General features: G+C 61.9%; 27 protein-coding genes. 12 read left to right on the top strand and 15 right to left on the bottom strand.

Going from position 1 to position 22,092, the window contains the following annotated elements; all coding sequences use genetic code 11:
• Nucleotides 1-49: 49 nt before the first annotated feature.
• Nucleotides 50-274 carry a hypothetical protein gene (locus FNU76_RS06850; protein ID WP_144277491.1) on the top strand — a complete coding sequence of 75 codons (225 nt, stop codon included), beginning with the start codon at nt 50-52 and terminating at the stop codon, nt 272-274.
• A gap of 2 nt (nt 275-276) precedes the next feature.
• Here FNU76_RS06850 and FNU76_RS06845 read toward each other — a convergent pair whose 3' ends face one another.
• On the bottom strand, nt 277-588 hold the full coding sequence (locus FNU76_RS06845) for a hypothetical protein (protein ID WP_144277490.1): 312 nt from the start codon (nt 586-588) through the stop codon (nt 277-279).
• Nucleotides 589-757: 169 nt separating this feature from the next.
• Here FNU76_RS06845 and FNU76_RS06840 point away from each other — a divergent pair, with 169 nt between their 5' ends.
• Genes FNU76_RS06840 through FNU76_RS06825 form a run of 4 tightly spaced genes read left to right on the top strand, consistent with a single transcriptional unit; the run spans nt 758 to nt 2,702 of the window.
• Entirely contained in the window at nt 758-1,078 is a 321-nt protein-coding gene (locus FNU76_RS06840; RefSeq protein ID WP_144277489.1) for an ArsR/SmtB family transcription factor, read from the top strand.
• 49 nt (nt 1,079-1,127) lie between these two features.
• On the top strand, nt 1,128-1,481 hold the full coding sequence (locus tag FNU76_RS06835; protein ID WP_144277488.1) for an ArsR/SmtB family transcription factor: 354 nt from the start codon (nt 1,128-1,130) through the stop codon (nt 1,479-1,481).
• A 7-nt stretch (nt 1,482-1,488) separates the two neighbouring features.
• A complete protein-coding gene (locus tag FNU76_RS06830; protein WP_144277487.1) occupies nt 1,489-1,965 on the top strand; it encodes an arsenate reductase ArsC in 477 nt (158 codons plus the stop codon).
• Nucleotides 1,966-2,015: 50 nt separating this feature from the next.
• Nucleotides 2,016-2,702 carry an aquaporin gene (locus tag FNU76_RS06825; protein WP_144277486.1) on the top strand — a complete coding sequence of 229 codons (687 nt, stop codon included), beginning with the start codon at nt 2,016-2,018 and terminating at the stop codon, nt 2,700-2,702.
• Here FNU76_RS06825 and FNU76_RS06820 read toward each other — a convergent pair.
• From FNU76_RS06820 to FNU76_RS06800, 5 genes are all read right to left on the bottom strand, one after another.
• Nucleotides 2,638-3,720 (bottom strand): flavin-containing monooxygenase, encoded by a 1,083-nt coding sequence (locus FNU76_RS06820; protein WP_144277485.1) that lies wholly within the window; start codon nt 3,718-3,720, stop codon nt 2,638-2,640. The two genes, FNU76_RS06825 and FNU76_RS06820, sit on opposite strands and share 65 nt — an antisense overlap.
• A gap of 10 nt (nt 3,721-3,730) precedes the next feature.
• Nucleotides 3,731-4,951, bottom strand: a complete 1,221-nt coding sequence (locus tag FNU76_RS06815) for an MFS transporter (protein ID WP_144277484.1) — start codon at nt 4,949-4,951, stop codon at nt 3,731-3,733.
• A 9-nt stretch (nt 4,952-4,960) separates the two neighbouring features.
• Nucleotides 4,961-6,382, bottom strand: coding sequence for an NAD(P)-binding domain-containing protein (locus FNU76_RS06810; protein WP_144277483.1), 1,422 nt, complete (start codon nt 6,380-6,382; stop codon nt 4,961-4,963).
• Between the two features lie 171 nt (nt 6,383-6,553).
• Nucleotides 6,554-7,957 carry a class II fumarate hydratase gene (fumC, locus tag FNU76_RS06805; RefSeq protein ID WP_144277482.1) on the bottom strand — a complete coding sequence of 468 codons (1,404 nt, stop codon included), beginning with the start codon at nt 7,955-7,957 and terminating at the stop codon, nt 6,554-6,556.
• A gap of 39 nt (nt 7,958-7,996) precedes the next feature.
• Complete coding sequence (locus tag FNU76_RS06800) at nt 7,997-8,773, bottom strand: substrate-binding periplasmic protein (RefSeq protein ID WP_144277481.1); 777 nt, start codon at nt 8,771-8,773, stop codon at nt 7,997-7,999.
• Between the two features lie 182 nt (nt 8,774-8,955).
• Between FNU76_RS06800 and FNU76_RS06795 the strand changes: the two genes are divergently transcribed.
• Genes FNU76_RS06795 through FNU76_RS06785 form a run of 3 tightly spaced genes read left to right on the top strand, consistent with a single transcriptional unit; the run spans nt 8,956 to nt 10,477 of the window.
• Complete coding sequence (locus FNU76_RS06795; RefSeq protein WP_144277480.1) at nt 8,956-9,321, top strand: response regulator; 366 nt, start codon at nt 8,956-8,958, stop codon at nt 9,319-9,321.
• Complete coding sequence (locus FNU76_RS06790) at nt 9,318-9,947, top strand: chemotaxis protein CheC (protein ID WP_144277479.1); 630 nt, start codon at nt 9,318-9,320, stop codon at nt 9,945-9,947. Before FNU76_RS06795 ends, FNU76_RS06790 begins: the two co-directional genes overlap by 4 nt.
• Nucleotides 9,948-9,985: 38 nt before the next feature.
• Nucleotides 9,986-10,477, top strand: a complete 492-nt coding sequence (locus tag FNU76_RS06785; protein ID WP_144277478.1) for an acyl-CoA thioesterase — start codon at nt 9,986-9,988, stop codon at nt 10,475-10,477.
• A 26-nt stretch (nt 10,478-10,503) separates the two neighbouring features.
• On the opposite strand, the gene FNU76_RS06780 is transcribed toward FNU76_RS06785, so the two are convergent.
• The gene (locus tag FNU76_RS06780) at nt 10,504-11,286 is read right to left on the bottom strand and encodes a M90 family metallopeptidase (protein WP_144277477.1); all 783 of its coding nucleotides are present in this window, start codon (nt 11,284-11,286) and stop codon (nt 10,504-10,506) included.
• A gap of 104 nt (nt 11,287-11,390) precedes the next feature.
• Here FNU76_RS06780 and FNU76_RS06775 point away from each other — a divergent pair, with 104 nt between their 5' ends.
• Entirely contained in the window at nt 11,391-11,816 is a 426-nt protein-coding gene (locus FNU76_RS06775) for a DUF3617 domain-containing protein (protein WP_144277476.1), read from the top strand.
• A gap of 78 nt (nt 11,817-11,894) precedes the next feature.
• On the opposite strand, the gene FNU76_RS06770 is transcribed toward FNU76_RS06775, so the two are convergent.
• The 4 genes from FNU76_RS06770 to FNU76_RS06755 form a co-directional block, all read right to left on the bottom strand.
• A complete protein-coding gene (locus tag FNU76_RS06770) occupies nt 11,895-12,671 on the bottom strand; it encodes an HvfC/BufC N-terminal domain-containing protein (protein WP_144277475.1) in 777 nt (258 codons plus the stop codon).
• Nucleotides 12,668-13,498, bottom strand: coding sequence for an MNIO family bufferin maturase (gene bufB / locus FNU76_RS06765; RefSeq protein ID WP_144277474.1), 831 nt, complete (start codon nt 13,496-13,498; stop codon nt 12,668-12,670). The genes FNU76_RS06770 and bufB overlap by 4 nt, the downstream gene beginning before the upstream one ends.
• Before the next feature lie 79 nt (nt 13,499-13,577).
• Nucleotides 13,578-13,832 (bottom strand): BufA2 family periplasmic bufferin-type metallophore, encoded by a 255-nt coding sequence (gene bufA2, locus FNU76_RS06760; RefSeq protein WP_144277473.1) that lies wholly within the window; start codon nt 13,830-13,832, stop codon nt 13,578-13,580.
• Between the two features lie 145 nt (nt 13,833-13,977).
• The gene (locus FNU76_RS06755) at nt 13,978-14,793 is read right to left on the bottom strand and encodes a UDP-2,3-diacylglucosamine diphosphatase (RefSeq protein ID WP_308418619.1); all 816 of its coding nucleotides are present in this window, start codon (nt 14,791-14,793) and stop codon (nt 13,978-13,980) included.
• A gap of 166 nt (nt 14,794-14,959) precedes the next feature.
• On the opposite strand from FNU76_RS06755, the gene FNU76_RS06750 reads away from it, so the two are divergent.
• On the top strand, nt 14,960-15,721 hold the full coding sequence (locus FNU76_RS06750; RefSeq protein ID WP_144277471.1) for a substrate-binding periplasmic protein: 762 nt from the start codon (nt 14,960-14,962) through the stop codon (nt 15,719-15,721).
• Between the two features lie 85 nt (nt 15,722-15,806).
• Here the strand turns inward: FNU76_RS06750 and htpG are convergent, their stop codons facing one another.
• The 4 genes from htpG to FNU76_RS06730 all read right to left on the bottom strand — a co-directional run bounded on the left by htpG (nt 15,807) and on the right by FNU76_RS06730 (nt 20,133).
• A complete protein-coding gene (gene htpG, locus FNU76_RS06745) occupies nt 15,807-17,696 on the bottom strand; it encodes a molecular chaperone HtpG (RefSeq protein ID WP_144277470.1) in 1,890 nt (629 codons plus the stop codon).
• 256 nt (nt 17,697-17,952) lie between these two features.
• Nucleotides 17,953-18,750 carry a class D beta-lactamase gene (blaOXA, locus tag FNU76_RS06740; protein ID WP_144277469.1) on the bottom strand — a complete coding sequence of 266 codons (798 nt, stop codon included), beginning with the start codon at nt 18,748-18,750 and terminating at the stop codon, nt 17,953-17,955.
• A gap of 8 nt (nt 18,751-18,758) precedes the next feature.
• A complete protein-coding gene (locus FNU76_RS06735; RefSeq protein ID WP_144277468.1) occupies nt 18,759-18,947 on the bottom strand; it encodes a hypothetical protein in 189 nt (62 codons plus the stop codon).
• Nucleotides 18,948-18,972: 25 nt separating this feature from the next.
• Complete coding sequence (locus FNU76_RS06730; RefSeq protein ID WP_144277467.1) at nt 18,973-20,133, bottom strand: acyltransferase family protein; 1,161 nt, start codon at nt 20,131-20,133, stop codon at nt 18,973-18,975.
• A gap of 362 nt (nt 20,134-20,495) precedes the next feature.
• Between FNU76_RS06730 and FNU76_RS06725 the strand changes: the two genes are divergently transcribed.
• Both FNU76_RS06725 and FNU76_RS06720 read left to right on the top strand, forming a co-directional pair.
• Nucleotides 20,496-21,194: a hypothetical protein gene (locus FNU76_RS06725; RefSeq protein ID WP_144277466.1), complete on the top strand. Its 699-nt coding sequence runs from the start codon at nt 20,496-20,498 to the stop codon at nt 21,192-21,194.
• A complete protein-coding gene (locus FNU76_RS06720; protein ID WP_144277465.1) occupies nt 21,092-22,078 on the top strand; it encodes a hypothetical protein in 987 nt (328 codons plus the stop codon). Before FNU76_RS06725 ends, FNU76_RS06720 begins: the two co-directional genes overlap by 103 nt.
• The last annotated feature ends 14 nt before the right edge of the window (nt 22,079-22,092 follow it).

Genomic DNA, 22,092 nt, shown 5'->3' with positions numbered 1-22,092 from the left:
CGACCGGGTCCTACCTTCAAGTTGTCATCCTCCCGCCCGAACTCGTGACATGATGGATCAGAAGCAATTCACAATGCTATTGGCCGAGCGTGCAGCCCTTCAGGCGATGCTTGCTGCTACGCCTGAAGAAGACGTGATCGACCGGGGTAGCTTTCAAGCCAAGCTTGAAGAAGTGGAGTGCATGCTTACACAGGTCGTTGACGTGCGTGCGCCTGCGAAGACTCGGCTGACTTCCAGGGGGCGCCCAGTTGTCGGTACGAAGGAAGGGGAGTGAATTTATGATTTTTGTTTTGATTCGTCATTTATTAAAAGTCTTTTCCAGAATTTCTCATCAGGCGTATTCCTAGCTGAGCTTGCTTCACGAATAGCTTGGATTTGAGTGGCTGTGAGCGCCCCGTCGTCCTCCTCGCACTTCGGCAGATAGCGTTCTGCCATTTCTCTGAGGGCTAAGTGAGCAACATCAGTTTTGCTCAGGCCGGTGAATGTCATCAGACGCTCAACCGTTGCAGTGCTGACCGCCGTTGGCGTGTCTTGCTTGCGAAGACGCAGGAGGAACCCTCCGGTTTGTTTCTCAGGTGTGAGTGGCATGTTGATATCAACCCTCCAGGTTTGGTCTATCTAAGCCACAAAGCAAGTGCGCTGTCTTCTGCCCGTCACCTCAAGCTAGATGCTTATGCGTTGCACTGTTGATCTGCTGCGCCGCTGAATCACACCATCCAATTTGACCTCGATTCCATATTTCGAGTAAAGTTGAAATATGGAAAATAAGGCTGTCGTCACCCTCCTTGCCGCCCTTGCCCAAGAGTCCCGCCTGGCAATCTTCCGGCTGCTGATCGTCCAAGGCCCGCAGGGGATGACCGTGGGTAAGATTGGTGAGGCGCTGGATATTCCGCCGGCGACGCTGTCCTTCCACCTGAAGGAACTGACGCGGGCCAGCCTGATCGACGCACGGCAGGAAGGGCGGTTCATCCACTACTCCGCCAACTACCAGACCATGGGCAGCCTGTTGAGCTTTATGACCGAGAATTGCTGTACTGCCGCTGGCGCGGCTAGCGACGAGACCAGCTGTTGCAGCTGATCTTTTTTAAAACCTAACATTTCAAATAAATTTGAAACGTTGTCGGCGCATGGACAAACCTACCGTACTGCATGCCTTTGAGGCCCTGTCGTCCAGCGCCAGGCTCGATGTCTATCTGCTGCTGGTCGCGGCCGGTCCCAACGGGCTGGTCGCCGGTGAGCTGGCCAGTCGATTGGATCTGCCGCCATCAAACCTGTCTTTTCACCTCAAGAACCTGAGCCAAGCCGGGTTGGTGACCGTGGCGCAGGAAGGCCGCTTCCAGCGTTATCGCGCCAATCTGGTTCTGATGCGCGATGTGACCCGCTTCCTGGCCGACCACTGCTGCGGCGGACACCCCGAACAATGCCCGGAGCTGGATAACACCGCTTCCTGCAAACCCCTTTCCTCCCTCTCCTGTAAGTGAGCCGTCCGTGAACATCCTGATTTTGTGCACCGGTAACTCCTGCCGTTCCATCCTGGCTGAAGCCACGATCAACGCGCTTGCTCCTGAAGGCATCCGCGCGATCAGCGCCGGCAGCAAGCCGGCCGGCTATGTCCATCCCCGCTCGCTTGCCTTGCTGGCGCGCGAAGGCATCTCGACCGAGGGTTTGCACAGCAAGTCCTGGGACAAGCTCCCCATTACGCCCGACGTCGTGATCACGGTCTGCGGTAGCGCGGCCGGCGAGACCTGCCCGGCCTACCTGGGCCCTGTCCTGCGTGCGCATTGGGGTGTCGAAGACCCTGCCCATGCAAGCGGAACCGATGCGGAAATCGACGCGGCGTTCGAGAAGGCTTACCGCATCTTGCGCGGTCGGATTGAAGCCTTCCTGGCCCTGCCCGCGGATGTACTTGCCGACAAAGCCAAGCTCAAGCCCGAACTCGATCGCATTGGCCTGATTGGCGCATAAGGGGATCGTATGTTTTTGCACCATGAACCACGCAAGTTGAGGGAGCAGTAATGGATTTACGTCGTCGTTTGCTCGCCGAATGGCTGGGCACCAGCTTTCTGCTGGCCGTTGTTGTCGGCTCAGGCATCATGGCCGAGCGTCTGTCTGGAGGGAACGTCGCTGTTGCGCTGCTGGCCAATTCCCTCGCGACGGGGGGGGGCCTGATTGCGCTGATCCTTACCTTTGGTGCTGTCTCGGGCGCCCACTTCAACCCGGCGGTGACGCTGGCGGCCGTATTACGCCGTGAACTGGGCGGCAAGGACGCCGGGCTGTATGCTTTGGTGCAGATCATCGGCGCTTTTTGTGGCGTCGCGGCTGCCCATGGCATGTTCAATGAGCCGCTGTTCTTCGCATCCCAACATATCCGCACCGGCCCGTCTCAATGGTGGAGCGAGTTCATCGCCACCTTCGGCCTGCTGGCCGTGATTTTCGGCTGCTCGCGTAGCCGCCCGGAGGCGGTGCCCTTTGCCGCGGCTTCCTACATCGTCGCGGCTTACTGGTTTACTTCCTCGACCTCGTTCGCCAACCCGGCGGTCACGCTGGCTCGCGCCGCCACCGATACCTTTGCCGGCATCCGGCCGGCCGACGCGCCGGGCTTTATCGTCGCGCAGCTGGGAGGCGCGCTTACGGCAACTATTGTGTTCGGATGGCTGCTTCGCGACGGTGCGCAAAGGGGTGAAGCTTCAAGCGAAGGCTGATCCTGTCCACAATGTATGCTGCGTCGGGCCCCACCCCGCGCAGCGTCGCCGACGCAAAATTCCGCTGCTTCGACAGCCCCACAAAGTACAAGCCCGGCACATCGATGGCGATCCCATTTTGCTGCCGCAATCCCCCATCTGCTTCCATCACGCCCAAGTTCGCCAAGTAAGGCGCATGGGGCCGGAACCCGGTTGCAAACAGCAGTGCATCTACCCGCTCGTGGCGCCCGTCCGCCCATACCACGCCGTTCTCGGTCGCTTCGCGGAACATTGGTCGCCGTTCTGGCACACCAGCCTTGATCGCCCGCTGGTAGCTGCCGTCATCCAGTACCGGGGTGCTCTGGTCATCCAGCCAGCGCGTCCGTTCCAACCTGGTCAGGCTAAGCCAGAAGTGAAAGTCCAATCCCAGTATCCGTTGCGGGAAAAATTTGATCGGCCGACGGCTCGCCAGCGTGACCTTGGCAATGGGGGCCAACTCGTGGGCGATCTGCACGCCCGAATTAGCACCACCGATTACCACCACGCGCTTGCCGGTGAAGTCGGCAGGGTTGCGATACTGGCCACTGTGTAGCTGCCGGCCCTGGAATCGATCGAGTCCCGGAATAGCCGGCGTATAGGGCGTGCCGAATGCCCCGGATGCGACAATCACCGCGCTGGCCTGGAATCGGCTTCCGTCGGCGCAACGCAGCATAAAGCGCTCGCCATTGCGCTGTACAGCTTCGACGCGCCGGCCATATTGAATCGGCAGCTTGAAATGCGCCGCATACCCTTCCAAATAGTCCGCCACCTCATCCCGCTTGGGGTAACGATCCGGATCACCCGGAAATGCCCGGCCCGGTAAGCTGGAGTATTTCGCTGGGGAGAACAGCGTCAGGCTGTCGTAGTAGCCGCGCCAGGCACCGCTGGCTCGCTCGCCCGCCTCCAATATCTGAAAGCGGTAGCCGGTGCCTTGCAAATAGTGGCCCGCAGCCAAGCCAGCCTGGCCGGCACCGATAATGATGACGTCGAAGGATTCCATGGGGTGGCTTTCAGGTAGCTGCGACGCGGGCGTCGCGCGGAATGGGTAGATGTGTAGCCCGGTAGGCATACATGAAGGCGGCAAGCCCGCCAAAGCCGATGACGATCAGCCAAGCCAAGGTGGCGGCATGGCCCCAGTGTTCCAGGGTGAAGGCCGCCAAGGCGGGTGCGATGGCTCTTGCCATCAAGCCGGGAGCGGAAACCCAGCCGAGTGCCGAGCCATAGGCGGCCTGGCCCAACAGCTCCGCCGGTGCCATGCCGCGTACGATGGTCAGAACACCATTGCCAGCCCCATAGAGCGCCGCAAACAAGAAAGCCAGGCGCGGCTCGAACTGGGTAAAGGCAAGCAGGCAGATTGCCAGCGGTAGGATCAGGTGGGCGACATAGCCGCTCCACCGCACCGACAGCTTTTGTGCAAATGCCATGTCGATGACGCGGCCCGCGACTTGCATGGGGCCAAACAGGCTGACCGCCAGCAGCAAGGTCGCCTGATCCACGCCACGACTGGTGAGCAACTGACCGGCGTGTGCCGAAAGCGCACCCGATACCAAGGCCGTCGTGGCAATGGCGATCGCCAGCCCCCAAAATGCGGCGGAACGCAGTAGCGCGGCGCTGTTTGCGGTAGCCGCGGAAACACTCGCGAGAGGATTGGGATGCACCATGTGCGCAGGCAATAAGCGATGCAGCGGCAGGCAGACCAGGACATGCAGTGCGGCAAACACCAGCAGCGTTGGTTGCCAGCCGAAATGCGCCTCAAGCCAATAAGACAACGGCCAGAACACCGTGCTGGCGAAACCGCCCACCAGGGTCAAGGTGGTCATTGCCCGCCGGAAACCAGCATCGGAATACGCGCGCAAGGCCGTGAATGCCGCTTCGTACAAGGTAAGCGACATCGCGGCGCCGGCGACCAGCCAAGCCGACAGGAACAAGACGGGATGGCTGGCCACGGCTATGCCCGTGAGGCTGACGGCAGCCAGTACCGATCCCAGGCTCAAGCCCCAGCGCCCACCATGGCGAACCAGCAGCCGGCCGGCGAGCGGTGCGCACAGCGCCGCCACCAATAGCCCGGCCGAATAGGCGCTGAAGATAAAGGACAGGCTCCAGCCCGTTGCCAGATGCATGGGCTGGGCCAGGAAGGTGATGCCGTAGTAGAGCGTCCCCCATGAAATCACCTGTCCTGGCGCCAATAGCCACAAAGGCGAGCGAAGCCCTGTCCGGATGGTCGATGGCATCGTGCGCGCTCAGCAGCAAGTCGAGGCTTTGGCCCGAAGGGGTTCCGCCGGTTGAATACCGCAGCCGCAACCCGCCTTGCCCGCCTGCTTGGCCTCGGCATCCTGCACGCAGCAAGCGTTGGCTTCCGCCGGGGCTGGACCGCCACAGCAGGCGCCCGTCGTCGCGGCGCTGGCAACGGGCGCGTTGCATACCCCTGTCTCGGGCAATTCCAGTTGAACATCATCGGCCGCCACCATGTCGCCTGCCAGCGCGGCGGCAATTGAGCGCACCTGTTCATAACCCGTGGCCATCAGAAAGGTGGGCGCGCGGCCATAGCTCTTGGCGCCGACGATATAGAAGCCAGGCTCGGGATGCGCCAGCTCGCGATGGCCATGTGGCCGCACCGTACCGCAGCTGTGCTCGTTCGGATCGATCAGCGGCGCCAACGCTTCGGTGCTTTCCAGCCAGGCATCCAGCCGTACACGCAGTTCGCGGCTGAGTTCCAGGTCCGGCCGCGAACCTGTCGCGCAGATGATCTCGTCGATACCCGGTAGCGCTACGATGCCGCTGGGTGTTTCCGCCACCACGGTCAACTCCTGTCCTGCCGCATGCAATGCCTGAATGCGAAACTCGCTGTGGACGGTCAACTCACCACTTTTGATCCGCTGCTGCAGCCGTGAACCCAAAGCGCCGCGCGCGGGTAATTGATCAGCCTCGCCACCGCCGAATACCCTGCGCAAGTTGTTGCCACGCACTGCCCAATGGACACGCGTGCCTGCCTCCTGCTGGCTAAGTTCGGTCAAGTTGAGCAAGGCATTGGCTGCGGAGTGTCCCGCACCGACGACCAATATCGTCTTGCCGGCGTAGCGGGTGCGATGCGCATTCAGCACATCCGGGACCCCGTAGAAGATTCGGCTGCCATGTTCGGCTTCGTCGATGGCCGGCAGTCCATTGGCACCCAGCGGATTTGGCTTGCCCCAGGTACCGGTCGCGTCGATCACCGCGCCCGCGAGGTATTCACGGACCGCACCATGTTGCGCCACGCGAATGACAAATGGCGCCTGGTCCCGTCCAGCCGTCTTGATCTTGTCCATGCCATGGCGCGATAGGGATAGCACCCGGCTGTTCAACCGGATGTGACGCGTCAATGCCTGCCCCAAAGGCAGAAGGTAATGCTGCTGCAGCTCACCCGCTGTCGGCAGCGTATCCAGTTCCGGAGGCTGCCAGCCGCCCCGTTCCAGCAAGGCCCGCGAAGCGTGGTCAATGTTGTAGCGCCACGGCGAGAATAAGGGCACGTGCGCCACGGCCCGGAAACTCTGGCCGACCTCGTCGCCTGCCTCGAAGAGCGTAGGCACGATGCCGCGGGACAGTAGATGGGCAGCTGCGGCCAGTCCGACAGGGCCTGCGCCGAGGATGGCGACACCGTGCTGCTGGATCAAGGGGGAAGTCATGTTGCGTCTCCTGACGAGTCGATAGTCGGCCTGATGCAGGATGGTCCTGCATCAATTCCATATTTCTAGAATAGTTAAGCCAGATGGGCTTGGCAAGACATTTCTAGATTAATGGAATTAATTCCCGCTCGACCGAGTCGTCAGCACGCTCTCCCATCCTCTCATTTGCACTTACGCCATGGACGGCCGGGTCATTTCCAGCGGCACCATCCACTGCGCGAACTGCGCCTCATCCACATAGCCCAGCGCCAATGCAGCGGCTTGCAACGTGCTGCCTTCCTTGTGGGCCTTCTTGGCGATTTCGGCGGCCTTGTCGTAGCCGATATGGCGATTGAGGGCGGTGACCAGCATCAGGTTGCGCGCCAGCAAGTCGGCGATCCGCTCCCGCGCCGGTTCTATACCCACGGCGCAATGGTCGTGGAAGGCATCGCAGGCGTCCGCCAGCAGCGTCATGCTCTCCAGCACATTGTGGACCATCACCGGCTTGTAGACGTTCAACTGGAAGTTGCCCTGGCTGCCGGCGAAGGCCACGGCGGCGTCGTTGCCGAACACCTGCACGCAGACCATGGTCAGCGCTTCGCATTGGGTGGGGTTGATCTTGCCGGGCATGATGGACGAACCCGGCTCGTTCTCCGGAATGGTCAGTTCGCCGATGCCGCAGCGGGGACCGCTGGCCAGCCAGCGCACATCGTTGGCCATCTTCATCAGGCCGCCGGCCAGGGTGCGCAGGGCGGCCGAGCAATTGACCAGGGCATCGTGCGCGGCCAAGGCAAAGAATTTATCGTCCGCGCTACGGAAGGGCTGGCCGGTCAGGGCGGCAATGCGGGCCGCGGTGGCGGCGCCAAAGTCGGGATGGGCATTCAGGCCGGTGCCGACCGCCGTGCCGCCGATGGCCAGGTCATGCAGGCCGGGCAGGGTGCCGCGCAAGGTGGCCATGCCGAAGTCGAGCTGCGAGACCCAGGCGCCGATTTCCTGGCCCAGCGTGATAGGCGTGGCATCCTGTAGATGGGTACGGCCGGTCTTGACCAGCGCAATATGCTCGCAGGACTTGGCGTGCAAGGTTTCGCGCAGGCGGATCAGTGCCGGCAGCAGGCGGTGCTGCATTTCTTCCACCACTGCGATATGCATGGCGGTGGGGAAAGTATCGTTGGAAGACTGGCCCCGGTTGACATGGTCGTTGGGGTGGACCGGCTGCTTGCTGCCCAAGATCCCGCCAGCCAATTCGATGGCACGGTTGGAGATCACCTCGTTGGCGTTCATATTCGACTGGGTGCCGGAACCGGTCTGGAACACCACCAGCGGGAAATGTTCATCCAGGCTACCCGCTATCACTTCATCGGCGGCACGGCTGATCAGCGCGGCCAGGTCGACCGGCAATTCACCCAGCTCGGCATTCGCCTCCGCGGCAGCCCGCTTGAGCAGGCCCAAGGCGCGGATGATGGGGCGTTGCCAACGGAAGCGCGACACGCCGATAGGGAAGTTGAGGATGGAGCGTTGGGTCTGGGCACCCCAGTAGCGGTCTGCGGCGACCTCGATGATTCCCATGGAGTCGGATTCGGCGCGGAGCACGGGCATGGCTTTCCTTCGAATGAGTAGTAAGCGGCCGACGGGAAACTAGTCCTGATCGTGGTCGATGGCCTTGCTGTAATCGCCTCGGCGCACGGCATCGTAGCTGATGCCGATCACCGAGCGGTAGCGCAGATCCATCTCGCCCCGCTTGATGCGTAGCTGCACTTCCCGTTCGAATTCCGCCATCGTCTCGGCCAGTTCCGGCCGGAAGATATGGCGCTGCGCTTCCGCCGCGACCAAGGGCTGCAACATGTGCAGCCTGAATTTCTTGCTGCGTACCTTCTTGCGGGTCCAGAACACATCGTCGAAATAGACATCGACCCGCTTAGCCGCCAATTGGCGCAGGCTGTCGATGGCGTCGCCGCTGTAGATTTCTTGCCAGTCGTGATAGCTGCCCAGCGGTTCCGGGTAGATATAGTCGCGCACCATGCCGACCCGTTGGCCGCGGAACTGCGACGGCTTGTCGAAATGCCGCAGCGGTGAATCGGCATGTACCCAGGCGCCGATCAGCCAAAATTCGGTCGGCACATTGGTGGCGCCCCAGCCCGGCATGGTCTGCTGGTCGCCGAACAGCATCAGGTTGATGCGGCCGGCGCGGGCAGCGGCCAGGCAGCGGCTTTGGGTGGCGGACTGGAAACGGACGGTGCGGTTCATGGAGACAAAGATCTCCCGCAGCAGATCGACCGTCAGTCCGTAATGTCCGCGTTCCTCCGTGTAGGAGGCATAGGGAGGCCAGTCGTCATAACAAATCGACAGGCTTTCGGCAGCCTTACCGCTTAGCGATATCAGGCCGTACAGGAGTAGGGGCAATGTGGATCGCACGGTAGCGACGCCGGTTGAGGGCTTACTAATGGTTTAGCGTGTTTGAAGCCAAAAGGGCAGGAAAAAGCATCGCGCCTACCCCCTGCCCAGTCGCTTTGCATGCGCTATGATGGGGGGTGACCGAGCGCCTGAAGCGCGTCGGCGGGGCAGTCCGCGAGTGATGACAAGGAAGTGCCGGCCAAATGAACAAACCCGTATTGATCGTCGACGATAGCCGCGTATCCCGCATGCTGGCGCGCGCTTACCTGGAGGAAAAGCGTCCTGGCTGGACATTCTTTGAAGCCGCCAACGGCGAGGAAGCGGTCGCCATCGCCGAGCGCGAAGCCATCGAATTGGTCACCCTCGATGTGAATATGCCGGGTATGCCCGGCCTGGCGGCGGGCGAGCGCATCCTGCAATTGCGACCGCAGGCCCACGTGGTGGTGTTGACCGCCAATGTGCAGAGCAGCGTACGGCAGCGGGCCGAGGCGCTGGGCATGCATTTTCTGCAAAAGCCGGTGACCGAAGCCACCATCGCGCGCCTGCTGGAGCTGGTGGAGGGAGAATGAGCGGTCAACTTTCCCCGCTGCAGCACGATGCCTTGTGCGAGATTTTCAATATCAGTGTGGGGCGCGCCGCGGCCGCGATGAGCGGGTTGGTGGGCGAGGAGGTGAGCCTGTCGGTGCCCGCCATGCGTTTCTGCGCCATCGAGGAACTCAATGACCGGGTAGGCTGGGCGCAATGGCGCCACGTCGATGCGGTGGCCCAGCATTTTACCGGCAGCTTCGACGGAGACGCGCTGCTGATGTTCGCCGACGACGATGGCGAAGAGGTGGTGCGCCTGATGCTGGCCGCGCTGAACCGGACCGATGATATCGACACCCTCGGTAGCGATGCACTGGCGGAGGTGGGCAATGTGCTGTTGAACGCCTGCATGTCGGCATTGGCGGATATCATGGCCGAGGACTTCAGCTACTCCCTGCCCCACCTATGCAGCGGCCGTGGCGTGGACGTGCTGGCGCAACGCGGGGTCGAGCCCCATTGCCAGGTACTGTTCCTGCATATCCAGTTCCTGCTGGAGTCCAAGCGTATCGAAGGCTACCTGGCCTTTCTGCTCGGCTTGAGCTCGGTGGACGGCCTACGCAATGGCGTGGACCGTTTTCTGGGCCATCTCGGCGCATCAGTGAACCATTGAAGGGGCTGCCCCTTAACCCGAGCAAGGAATGCCCCGCCATGACGACGCCCATCCGCCGAAATGAATTGGCCATGACGGTCTTGATGACGCCCGATATGGCCAATTTCTCCGGCAATGTCCATGGCGGTGCCATTCTCAAGCTGCTGGACCAGGTAGCTTATGCCTGCGCCAGCCGCTACGCCGGCTCCTACGTGGTGACCCTTTCGGTCGATCAAGTCACCTTTGCCCAGCCTATCTACGTGGGCGAGCTGGTCACCTTCCTGGCGTGCGTCAACTACACCGGCCGCAGTTCCATGGAAGTGGGCATCAAGGTGGTGGCCGAGGACGTACGGCAGGGCAGCGTCCGCCATACCAATAGCTGTTTCTTTACCATGGTGGCGGTGGGCGACGACGGCAAGCCGGTCATCGTGCCGCCATTGGAACCGGTCGGCGACGAAGCGGAACGCCGCTTTCACGAGGCGGCGCTGCGTAAACAGCACAGGCTCGATTATGGCGAACAGCGGGCTGCCATGAAGCAGCGGGCGAGCTGATTTTCGGCATCAATCCTCGCGGCTACTTACCACTCCATTTCCTCTACCCCGATCACCGGCAGCCGCAGTCCCGGGTCTTGCCGATAGAACTGCCTGAGCTGCTCGTAAACGGCTGGATATTCGAGATGCAGCAAATGCGGCAGCTCGAAGAAGTATTCCGATACGACGGCGAAGAACTCGGCCGGGTCGGTGGCGGCATAAGGGTCGATCGCGACGGGGAAGCCATTGGCCACCTTATGGCTGAAATCGGCATAGGCCCGGCTGAGCGCCTTGGTCCAGGCGGCCCGGTCCATTTCGGCATGCAGCGGCGGAAAGCCGTTGGCCGCGCTGTCATCGCGCATGTCCAGTTTGTGGGCGCATTCGTGGATCACCACATTGCGGCCATCCAAAGCCGGACCACGGCGGCTGTCCGGCCAGGACAACAGCACCGGACCATCGCTGCGCGCCATTCCGGCGACGTGTTGTTCCCCTTCGTGTACCAGCCCGCTTGCATCGCGCCAGGCCTCGCGGCTGATAAAACTGGCCGGATAGATCACCACATCCGACCAGCCACGGTAAGCACTGTCGTCCAGATTGATCAGCGGCAGGCAGGCTTGGGCCGCCACGGTCAGCAGCACGGTTTCGTCCAGCTCGAAATCATGCGCGCCGGAGATCGCTTTTTCCGCCAGGAAGGTATTCATCCTCGACTCCAGCCGGTTCCATTCGGCCTCGCTCAGGCCGGCGAGCAGCGGCATGGCGCGGCCAAGTGCCGGCCAGATCGTCGAGCTGGCCAGATCGATAGGCGGTTTACGGCGGAGGAAATTAAGCATGGCGATTCGGCGTGGGGGCGATCCTCCCTAGATGCCGGCGTGGGTCGCCAATCTCAAGCGTAACTGTCTACACTGTTGCCATACCCACGCAAAAGGAGTTCGTCATGCAACGCGCTTTCGCCGTCGGCCTGTTCTGTCTGGCTGCCCAATCCGTCTTCGCCGCACCGCAGCCCAGCGCCGGCCAGTGGGAAATCACCACCACGGTCAATATGCCCGGCATGAATATGAAAATCCCGCCGCAGACCGTGAAATTCTGCCTCAAGCCGGAGGACGTCAAGGACCACAGCAAGCAAATGGGCGCACCGCAAGGACAGGCCAGCAAGGACTGCAAGATGCTGGAGAACAGCATCAGCGGCGACACGGTCAAATACCGTATGCGCTGCGAGGGCAAGCAGGTATCGGATATCAGCGGCGAGGTCAGCTATGGCAGCAATAGCTACAAGGGCCACACCGATATCACTACGTCAGGGCCGCAGGGCAAGATGCAGATGAAGAATGAATTTACCGCGAAGCGTCTGGGGGATTGCTGAGGGCGGTACTTTGGCGGGGATAGTTCAAAATGACTTCCTTCGCCTGTATCCAACTTTTATCCCAGCCCACCTCAAGGTCTAAGCGCGTGTCAGCCGGCTGACCCAACCATCGCCCAACCAGCGTCCCAGCAATGCGCCGGCTCTTGCCGGCGCGTCGTCCATCGTATGCCAGGCCAGCAAGCTTTCACAGGCGATGCCGAAGGGCTGTCCCGCCAGCAGGGCCGCCAAAAGGGCGGCTTCGTCTTCGGCCAGCGAGCGGTAATGCGGCTGCAAGGCCTGCCGCCAGATCAGCCAGCCACCTGGTTCGCGTAGCGGGGCGGGCGGCGCTTCCTCGGCATCGAGCGCACGCCAAACCGCCGGCGCGTTCCAATCCAGCGCCAGCATGGCCAGCGAGGGCTGAAATCCCAATACCAGCAGGGGCCAATCTGCATCTGCCAGATCGGCCAGTGCTGCCAGTCCGATCAGCGGCGCATCGGCGGCGTCGAAGGCGCTGCCGAGGGCCCACTCGAAACGGGCCAGCTCGGTCAATACCGGCAATTCGGCATAACGCGGCGCAGCGGCCAGGAAATCGGCCAGTCTGTCGCCAAAGCGGCGAATGGAGGCTTGCCGGGACGGATGCTCGCTCAGATACGCACGGGTAAGCGCAAGAAAATCGTCGTCGCCCAGCAGCAGGTGCAGCTTGGGGTAATTGCTGCGCAAGGCTTCGTCGAGGCGCAGCAGGTAAGCATCCACATATACGCCCAGCCGTACCGCGCGGGGGACGGCGGCGCTCTCTGCCACCAGGTCGGTCAAGGGGTCGTTGGCATGGCGGATGGCATCGGCTACGCGTATTTGCAATACGGCGAGCGTATTCATGCCTTGACCTCCGCCGCAATGGCGCGCGCATGTGCCAGCTCTGCCAGCAAATCATCCAGCGGCGGAATATTGTCGTCGCGCTCTATCATCGTCGCGACGCCAGGAAAGCGGCGGGCGGCATCGCGATAAAGTTGCCAGACGCATTCGGGGACCGGCACATCGTGCGTGTCCACCAGATAGTCGCCATGGTTGGCATGGCCCGCCAGGTGCATTTGCCTGACCCGCTCCACCGGCATGGCTGCCAGGTATTGCTGCGGGTCGAAACCATGATTGACACTGCTGACATGGATATTGTTGACGTCCAGCAGCAAGAGGCAATCGGCGCGGCGGGCGATCTCGGCCAGGAAGTCCCATTCCGGCATTTCGTCTATTTCATAGCTGAGGTAGCTGGAAACATTTTCGATCAGGAAGCGTTGTCCCAGCGCGTCCTGTACCTGGCTGATGCGTGCCACGACATGATCGATGACCGCCTCGGTATAGGGTAGGGGGAGCAGGTCGTGCAGATTGATGCCGGCAACACCCGTCCAGCATAGATGATCGGACACCCACATCGGCTCGACCCGATCGACAAGCGCCCGCAGCTCGCGCAGATAGGTTTTGTCCAGGGCGTCGCTGCCGCCCAGCGACATCGCCACACCGTGCAGCGCCAGCGGATATTCGGCGCGTAGCCGGTCGAGGAAATGCAGCGGCCGGCCGCCCGGTACCAGGTAATTGTCGGATAGCGCTTCCAGCCAGTCCACGCAGCCGGGACGCGCCAAAAGCTGATGATAATGTTCGGGGCGCAGGCCGAGACCCAGGGGTGGCGAAGGCGGTAGGGGAGCGTTCATGGCGGAGTGGGCGAAGTCGGGCGGGGCATGTAAAGCGCCCGGAGAGAGGCTGAGCTCGCCCCGGGCAAAGGGTTGAAGCTTATTTTTCCTTCAGCTCGTGGCCCTTCTTGGCCTTGCACTCCTTGGCGGAGGCTTCCAGCCAGCCGTGGCCCTTGCAAGCATTCTGGCCCTTGCAGGCATGCTCGGCGGTCTTGCACATCGAAGTACCCTTGCAGCTGTTGATGCCTTCGCACTTGATCTTGGCTTCGGCGGTGTCGGCTGCCATGGCCGGTGCGGCGGACACGGCAAATGCGGCGACGGCGGCGGCGGCAAGGGCTGCGGATGCAAATTTCATGGTGTGACTCCTATGAGGGAAAATTTAGGAAGCAAGTTGCTTCTGGAGCTTTCGTCGTGGGCCCCAAACAGTTTCTTACATCACACACCAAAAAAAATATGCCCCCATTTATGGTAAATCGGCGACGAATCGACAAACGTCGCGCTCAAGCGGGACTGTCCTCGACCGCGGGGACCGGTGACGGCCGTGCACCGGAGCGGCCATCCGCATGGCCTAGCTGCTGCCAAGTGACGATTTTCAATTCGCCTTCCATGGTTTCCACCAGGGCGGTCAGGCTTTCCACCCAGTCGCCATCGTTGCAATAAAGCACACCGTCGATATCGCGCATCTCGGCCTTGTGGATATGGCCGCAGATCACGCCGTCCAAACCACGCGCCTTGGCCTCGCGGGCGACCGCTTCCTCGAATTGGCTGACGAAATTCACCGCTTTCTTCACCTTGTGCTTGAGAAACTGCGAGAGTGACCAATAGCCCAGGCCCAGCCTGGCGCGCAAATGGTTGAACCCACGGTTCAGCTTGAGGGTAAGGGTATAGGCGTGGTCGCCTACGATGGCCAGCCAGCGGGCGCACTGGATCACGCCGTCGAACAGATCGCCGTGCAGCACCAGAAAGCGCCTGCCGTCCGCCGTGGTATGCACGACTTCATCCTGGATATCGATGCCGCCGAAGGCCAGGCCGATAAACTGCCGCACCACCTCGTCGTGATTGCCGGCGATATAGACGACCCGCGTTCCCTTGCGCGCCTTGCGCAGGATCTTTTGGATCACATCGTTATGCTGTTGATTCCAGTACCATGCTCGGCGCAAGGCCCAGCCATCGATGATGTCGCCGACCAGATACAGATGGTCCGAATCGTTCTGTTTGAGAAAATCCAGCAGATAGTCCGCCTGGCAACCGGCGGTACCCAGATGCACATCCGAAATCCAGATGCTGCGGTAGTGGTGGAGGGCCTCTTCGTTCACGGTGGTCGCTGGTCGTTGAGCTGGCGCCAGCATGCGGGGCAATTGTGACAGGCACTTGACGGTTGCATTGTCGATGGTCGTTCCCGACCGGCATTGGCAAGGGGTAGGCGCTGCGCGTGCTATCTTTGAATGGATGGCGGGCAGCTGCCCGCGCTAAGGACCGTCGATGAAGGTTTTGCGCCGCAGCCTGTTGCTGTCATGCCTGTTCCTGGCACTGCCTGCCTGGGCGGCCGAGCGTATCCGCCTGGCCAACGGTGAATGGCCGCCCTATCTTTCCGCCACCTTGCCGCACTACGGTTATGCCTCGCATATCGTCAGCGAAGCCTTCAAGGCGGAAGGCATTACGGTGCAGTACGATTTCTACCCCTGGGCTCGGGCGCAGGAAATGGTCCGCACCGGCACCACCGACGGCTCCCTGGTCTGGTCCATCACGGCCGAGCGGGAAAAATTCGCCTTGTTCACCGATACGGTGATGGCGGAAGAGGAAGTTCTGTTCTTTCTGAAGTCGCGGCAACTGACGTGGAAGCGCATCGAGGATCTGCATGGCTTGTCCATGGGGCGGGCGCTGGGTTCCAAGCTGGGCGTCTGGGAGGCGGCCGTGAAGAGCGGGGCCATCCATAATGAAACCACCATCGATATCTACACCGGCTTTTCGCAATTATTGGCGGGCCGCAGCGACTTCTTTCCCTTGGCCCGCTCGGTGGGTCTGCACGTGCTGCGAGAAAAATTTCCGCCCGAAGTGGCTGAACGCATCACTTTTTCGAGCAATGTAGCGGAACGCAATGAGTATCGTGTGATGCTCAGTCGCCAGCATCCTCGGAACGAAGAGATGGTTCGGCGCTTCAATGCCGGGCTGCAGAAGCTGCGCCGTAGTGGCATGCTGGCGCAGATGGAGAAGGATTTTTACGCCGGTCGCTACGATAAATAGCGATGGCTTGATCGCAATACGGTCCGTGAATCAAAAAACGCCCATCCGTCGCGGGATGGGCGTTGCGCAAGCTGCGGTCGCCGGATCAGGCCGACATGACCAGCATCAGGCTATTGAGCCGCTTGACGAAGCCTGCCGGGTCGTCCAGTTGGCCACCTTCTGCCAGCAGCGCCTGGTCGAACAGGATATGCGACCAGTCGTCGAAACGCTCGCCCGCCAGTTCGGCCTTCAGCTTACCGACCAGGACATGGTCGGGATTGATTTCCAGGATGGGTTTGCTGCCGCCCATATTCTGGCCGACCGACTTCATCAGCCGTTCCAGGTTGCCGCTCATGGCATGCTCGTCGGCCACCAGACAAGCCGGGCTGTCGGTCAGGCGATGGGTGACGCGCACTTCCTTGACGCTATCGCCCAGGGTTGCCTTGATCTTGTCGGTCAATTCCTTGAAGTCCACGGCTTTGGCTTCTTGCGCCTGCTTTTCCGTTTCGTCCTGCAGTCCGCCCAGGTCCAGACCGCCCTTGGCGACCGAGGCCAGCGCCTTGCCATCGAATTCGGTGAGACTGCCGACAAACCATTCGTCCACCCGGTCGCTCAGCAACAGAACCTCGATACCCTTCTTGCGGAAGATTTCCAGGTGCGGGCTGTTGCGCGCGGAGGCAAAAGTATCGGCCGTCACGTAATAGATCTTGTCCTGGCCTTCCTTCATGCGGCCGATATAGTCCTTCAGCGAGACTTGCTGGGTTTCCAGGTCATCCAGACTGGAGGCGAAGCGGCATAGGCCGGCGATGCGGTCGCGATTGACGGCATCCTCGCCCACGCCTTCCTTCACGACCTTGCCGAATTCCTGCCAGAAGGCGGCGTAGTCGTCGGCGCGGTTCTCGGCGATATCTTCCAGCAGGCTCAGCACCTTCTTGACGCAGCCGGCCTTGATGGCGTCGATATCCTTGCTATGTTGCAGGATCTCGCGCGAGACATTGAGCGGCAGGTCGTTGCTGTCGATGACCCCGCGCACGAAACGCAGGTACTGCGGCAGCAATTTCTCGGCATCTTCCAGGATAAACACGCGGCGGACGAACAGCTTGATGCCATGGCGGCGTTCGCGGTCGTACAGATCGAAGGGGGCGCGCTTGGGCACGTACAGCAGCTCGGTGTATTCCTGGCGGCCTTCCACGCGGGCATGGCTCCAGGCCAGCGGCTCTTCCCAGTCATGCGAGACATGCTTGTAGAAGGCCTTGTACTCGTCCTCGCTGATATCGCTCTTGCTACGCGCCCACAATGCCGAAGCCTTGTTGACGGTTTCCAGTTCCTCGCTGACGATCACTTCGCCATTTTCGCCGTAACCGGGCGACTTCTTCATGCGGATGGGCAGGGTGATATGGTCGGAGTACTTCTTGACGACGGATTTCAGGCGCCAGTCGTCCAGGAACTCGTCTTCGCCTTCCTTCAGATGCAGCACGATCTCGGTTCCGCGACCGGCTTTTTCCACCTCTTCCAGCGTGTATTCACCGGCGCCCTCGCTTTCCCAGCGGGTTGCGCCCGCGCTGCCGGCGCGCCGGGTGGTCAGGGTGACGCGGTCGGCCACGATAAAGGCGGAGTAGAAACCCACGCCGAATTGGCCGATCAGATTGGCATCCGCCTTGGCGTCGCCACTCAACTGCTCAAAAAAGGCGCGGGTGCCGGAGCGGGCGATGGTGCCGATATTGGCGATCACCTCATCGCGCGACATGCCGATGCCGTTATCGCTCAGCGTGACGGTGCGGGCTTCCTTGTCGAACGCGATATCGATATGCAGCTCGCCGTCGTTCTCATAGAGCGCATCGTTATTCAGCGATTCGAACTTGAGCTTGTCGCAGGCATCGCTGGCATTGGAGATCAGTTCGCGCAGGAAGATTTCCTTGTTCGAATACAAGGAATGGATCATCAACTGCAGCAGTTGTTTGGTTTCGGCCTGAAAGCCGAGGGTTTGCTTGCTCATCGTAATAACCTCGTTGCGTACAGGAAGACAGTCTGTGCAGCAGATGGGGGCGCGGCGGCGGCTTTCAAGCAGGTCCGGCCGGGCAGGTCCGGTTTGCTTCGCCATGTGTTTAGAGATGCTAGCGAGCGTCAGCGAGGCTCCCTCGCGGCGGCGAGGGCGGGGGGAGTCGGACTAAATCAAGCGAACGACAGCTCAGTAGCCGCAGTCTGTGAACGCCCGGCTTCGCCGGGTGCCGCGCTGCTGGTTCGGACCGATACTAAAGCAGTTTCAAAGTTTGCAGGCACTGTCTGGCTACGGCTTGCCGCAAGGGGGCGTTGTTTCCAGCCTCATCCATATCGATATTGATGGCGAAGGCGTAGATACGATCGCCACGTTCCAGCCAGCCTACCCACCAGCCCACCGGCGGCTTGCCTTCTGCGGCCCAGCCGGTCTTGGCGAACAAGGCGTGTTCGGGCGAGGTTTCCAGCTTGAGGATGTCGCGCACCAGCGCCATATTGTGCGCGGAGAAGGGCAGCTGGCGCTGGGCCAGCCTGGCGGCGAAGCGGGCTTGCTCGATGGCGGAGATCGTCAGCGTGCCGTCCAGCCAGAAGCGATCCACCACTTTGCCGGGCTCGCTATTGCCATAGCCCACTTCGGCCAGGTAGTCGTGCATGCTGCTCAGGCCAATTCGGCGCGCTACTTCCTGAAAGACCGGCACATTCGAGACGCGCATGGCGTCGCGCAGGTTCATGTCCTGTTCCCACTGCTTGCGGCGCTGCGGCTGGCCGCCGTAGGGGATGCGTTCGTGCAGATCCTTGACCGCGCCGCTTTCGAGGCCGGCCAGACTATTGAAGATCTTGAAGGTGGACGCAGGCGAAAAGCGGGTTTCCGCGCGCTCGCGGTTGTAGATGCTGAGCTGGTCGGCGCTGACGTCGTACAACACGAAAGTACCGCTGACCTTGGCCGCTTCGAAATGGCTGGCCAGGTCCGGACGCTCCACCGTTTCGGTGGCGAAGCTGTGCAGCGACAGCGCCAGGGCGGCTAGATGGCTTAGTAGGTGGCGGGGAGGTCGCATGGTGAAACTTAATTTTTGTTGTCGGATTGGAAGGGCGGTTTGGCCGTGCCCAAGCGGATGGCGGCGCGAGCGGGCGCGCAGTCTATCCCGGAAGCCGCCGCTTGGGCGCAGGGTGTTTGCCGGCAACGCTGCGCCGACGCCATGGCCGAGGTGGCGCTCATCGCCGATCCAAGGGCAAAAAGGATAAAAAAGGGCATGGGATGGTTCCGTGGCGCGTGCGTTTCAAACACTCAAGCCAAGTTGGCCGTTGCGGTCCAGGCGCCGTTGGCTGAGCCGGTCGCGCCAGCGCAGGAAGGGGCGTTCCACCAAGCAATACAAGCAGGCGGCCGCAGCCAGGGTGGCGATGGCATAGACGGCCATCCCGCCCTGTTCCAGCCAATGCTTTTGATAGGTATTGAGTAAGTGGTAGACGGCTTTGTGGCTGAGGTAGAGGCTAAAAGCCAGGGTGGCCAAGGGCGCCATGCCGGGCAGGCGGCGGGTGGCCAGCAGGCAGTTGTCGCTGACGCAAGCCAGCAGGATCAAGCCCAGGCCGGCCGACAGCAAGGGGAAACCGAAGGTAACGGCGGCGAACGAGACGCGGTCCAGGCAGATATAGCAGGCGAGGGCCAGGATGGCGCCGCCGGCCAGCAACAGGCTGTAGCCATGTTGCATGGCGGCCCGCCACCAATTCGGCCGGAATACCTTGATGCCGGCCAGCACCACGCCAACCAGCAGTCCGTCCAGGCGGTTGTAGCTGGGGTAGTAGATTCTTTCGACGAAGAGCAGCCCGAAGGTCTGCGGGTCGTTGGGCAGGTGAGGCTGCAACACGTAGAGCCAGGTGGCGGCCCGCAGCAAGATACCCAGGCCGAGCAAGGACAGCGCGAACAGGGTGGCCTTCTTCACGCTGGGCTTGATCATCAGCCATTGCGCCAGCAAGGGCAGTAGCAGGTAGAAATGTTCTTCCACGCAGAGCGACCATACATGCGAGAAGGCCTTGTTATGGGCGTAATCGATCAGGAAATTGTTGGTAAAGGTGAGGAAGTACCAAAGGGGCGAAATGCCGGGTGCTTCGCGAAACGCCGGCACCAGGAAGTACAGCGCCAGTACGGCGAGAAAGGCCGGCACGACCCGGAAGAAGCGGCGGCTATAGAAGTCCGCCAAGGCGGGGCGGCCGCCGGAAGCGTAGCTGCGCAGCAATTGCGTACCGATCAGAAAACCGCTCAGCACGAAGAACAGATCCACGCCCATCCAACCCAGTTCGGCCAGCGTGGCCAAGGGCCCGGAAAAACCTTCCCAGCGCAGCAGATGGAACAGCATGACCCAGGCGATCGCGATGGCACGGAGCAGATCGAGGCCGGGCAGGCGGCCGGCGGGCGGTGGAGACAGGAGGCGGGACGGTTGCATGATGGGCCGGGGTCCTTGGCGGTGGCGGGGCGAAACCGGCCGAAATGGCCAGTCTTAGCGGGATTGGCGGCCATGCTAGGCCTGGCATGGCGCCCGCCCGCGTGGCGCGAGCGCCTCGCCAGCCACGGCTGTAACGACTGTAACGAGATGCGACAACCTACACCGCAACCCGCACAATGTTGGGGGCGCACTGAAGTATTGCGCGTACTTAAACCGCAGTTCACCACACGGCAAAGCCGTGTGTTCGCGGTCTGTGAGAAATCAACGATCCCTCGCTGTTTTCTCCCACTCCCCCCGCCCTCGCCGCCGCGAGGGAGCCTCGCTTAGGCTCGTTTGCGCATTAAATCAATGTGTCTTTATCCATGAATCCACCGCTTCAAATTGAACTGACCGCGCCCCAAACCGTGGATAGCCTGCGGGCTCCCTACCAATCGCTGTGGTTGCTGGTAAAGCTTTGCCGTGCCCGCCTGGGCGGCTCGCCCGATGGCCTGGTCAGGCTGGCCGAACTGCGCCAGCAATTCGCCGATACCCGTAGCCTGCGCATGCTGGTCAGCCGCGCCTACCGTGACTTTGCCCGCTGGGGGGTAAAAGCCGGCTGGGGGGACGATCCCACCCGTGATCCGCGTTTTCTCAATCCGGATGGCCGCAGCCAGGGACCCTTCTGGCTGCCTGGCTTTGAGGCCGCCCGTATCGTCCTGAACGTGGAGGGGAGGTCGGCGACCCTGGCCGAGCTGAATGACTTTCTCGGTGTGCCCCGGCATACAAAGGCAGGCAAACAGACCGGCGTGCAGGACATTGCCTATTGGCTGGCCCTGGCGGGGCGCAGCAGGATTTGCGGCAGGGGCGCTTGCTGGCGTCGGTGGACAAATGCACCGGCGGCACGCTATCCCCAAGCGCCGGTCCCGGCCTGGGCGCTTTGGCAGGATTCAAAGCGGCGGCTGGTCTGGCGGACAGCGGCTTGCAACATGCATTGGCCGCACTGGGCGAGGCCAGTGTATGGCGCAGGCTTGACGATCTGGGTGCGGCCCGGCAGACCTTGGCCCAGCTGCGCCGTAGCCTGAAACAGGCAGGCAGCGGCGAAAGCGGCTACCTCGACTGCATGGAGCAGATTCTGTCGGCCTGGGTGGCCTGGGGCCAGCGGGAAGCCGGCCAGGCCGAAGCGATCCTGCAAGGCATGCGCAGCGCCGAGCCGCGCGCGGCCGTTGTCCGCCACCATCCGCGCATCCGCTTCGAATGGCACAACTTGATGGCCCTGATCGACCGCGCCCGCGCCCTGGCCGGCCAAGGGCCCGCCTTGGCCCTGCGCCGCCAGTCGGCCTTATGCGCGCTCGATCATTTTGGCAGGGCGCTGGAAGCGGCCTTCGAATTCGGGTCCTTCGACGCCGCCCAGCAGGTGGCCGCCAATGTCGGCATGGCGATCTGGCTTTTTGCGGGGGAAGGTTTGCACGGCCATCCGGAGCCGGCCGGCCAGGAGGCCTTGCGCTGGCTGCTGCTATCCGAGTACCTGTGCCGGGCTTCCGGCAGCGGGGGGATTTCAGCCTGGAACGCCATCTATCTGATGCGCATCGCCCGTGGCGCTTGCTCCCGCCAGGACGAGCCATCCCTGGCCGAATTTCGCCAGTACCAGCCACTGAGCCCGGCCGACGTGACGAAATCCGGTAGCGCAATGCCTTGGCTCGACGCCCTGCTGCCCGACAGCTGGCTGGCCTTGGTCGATGCCCTGTTGGGCGCGCAACAACGCGGCGACAGCCGCTTCAGCCTGTTGCAGCGCTGCGGTTTATGGCTGGAACAGGCATGGTATGCCGCGCATGCCGGCAAACTTGCCCTGGCCAGCGGCTCGCTGGCACGCTTGCAACATGAGAGCGCCAGCCTACCCTACAGCGACCGGGCATTCTTCCAGGAGTCGATAGCGCGATTGCCGCAAGTCTTGCTGCAGCCAGCTTAAGTGCAAGCAGGTCG

Source organism: Chitinimonas arctica, assembly GCF_007431345.1.
GTDB classification, from domain to species: domain Bacteria; phylum Pseudomonadota; class Gammaproteobacteria; order Burkholderiales; family Chitinimonadaceae; genus Chitinimonas; species Chitinimonas arctica.
This window is presented reverse-complemented; position numbering and strand designations above follow the sequence as displayed.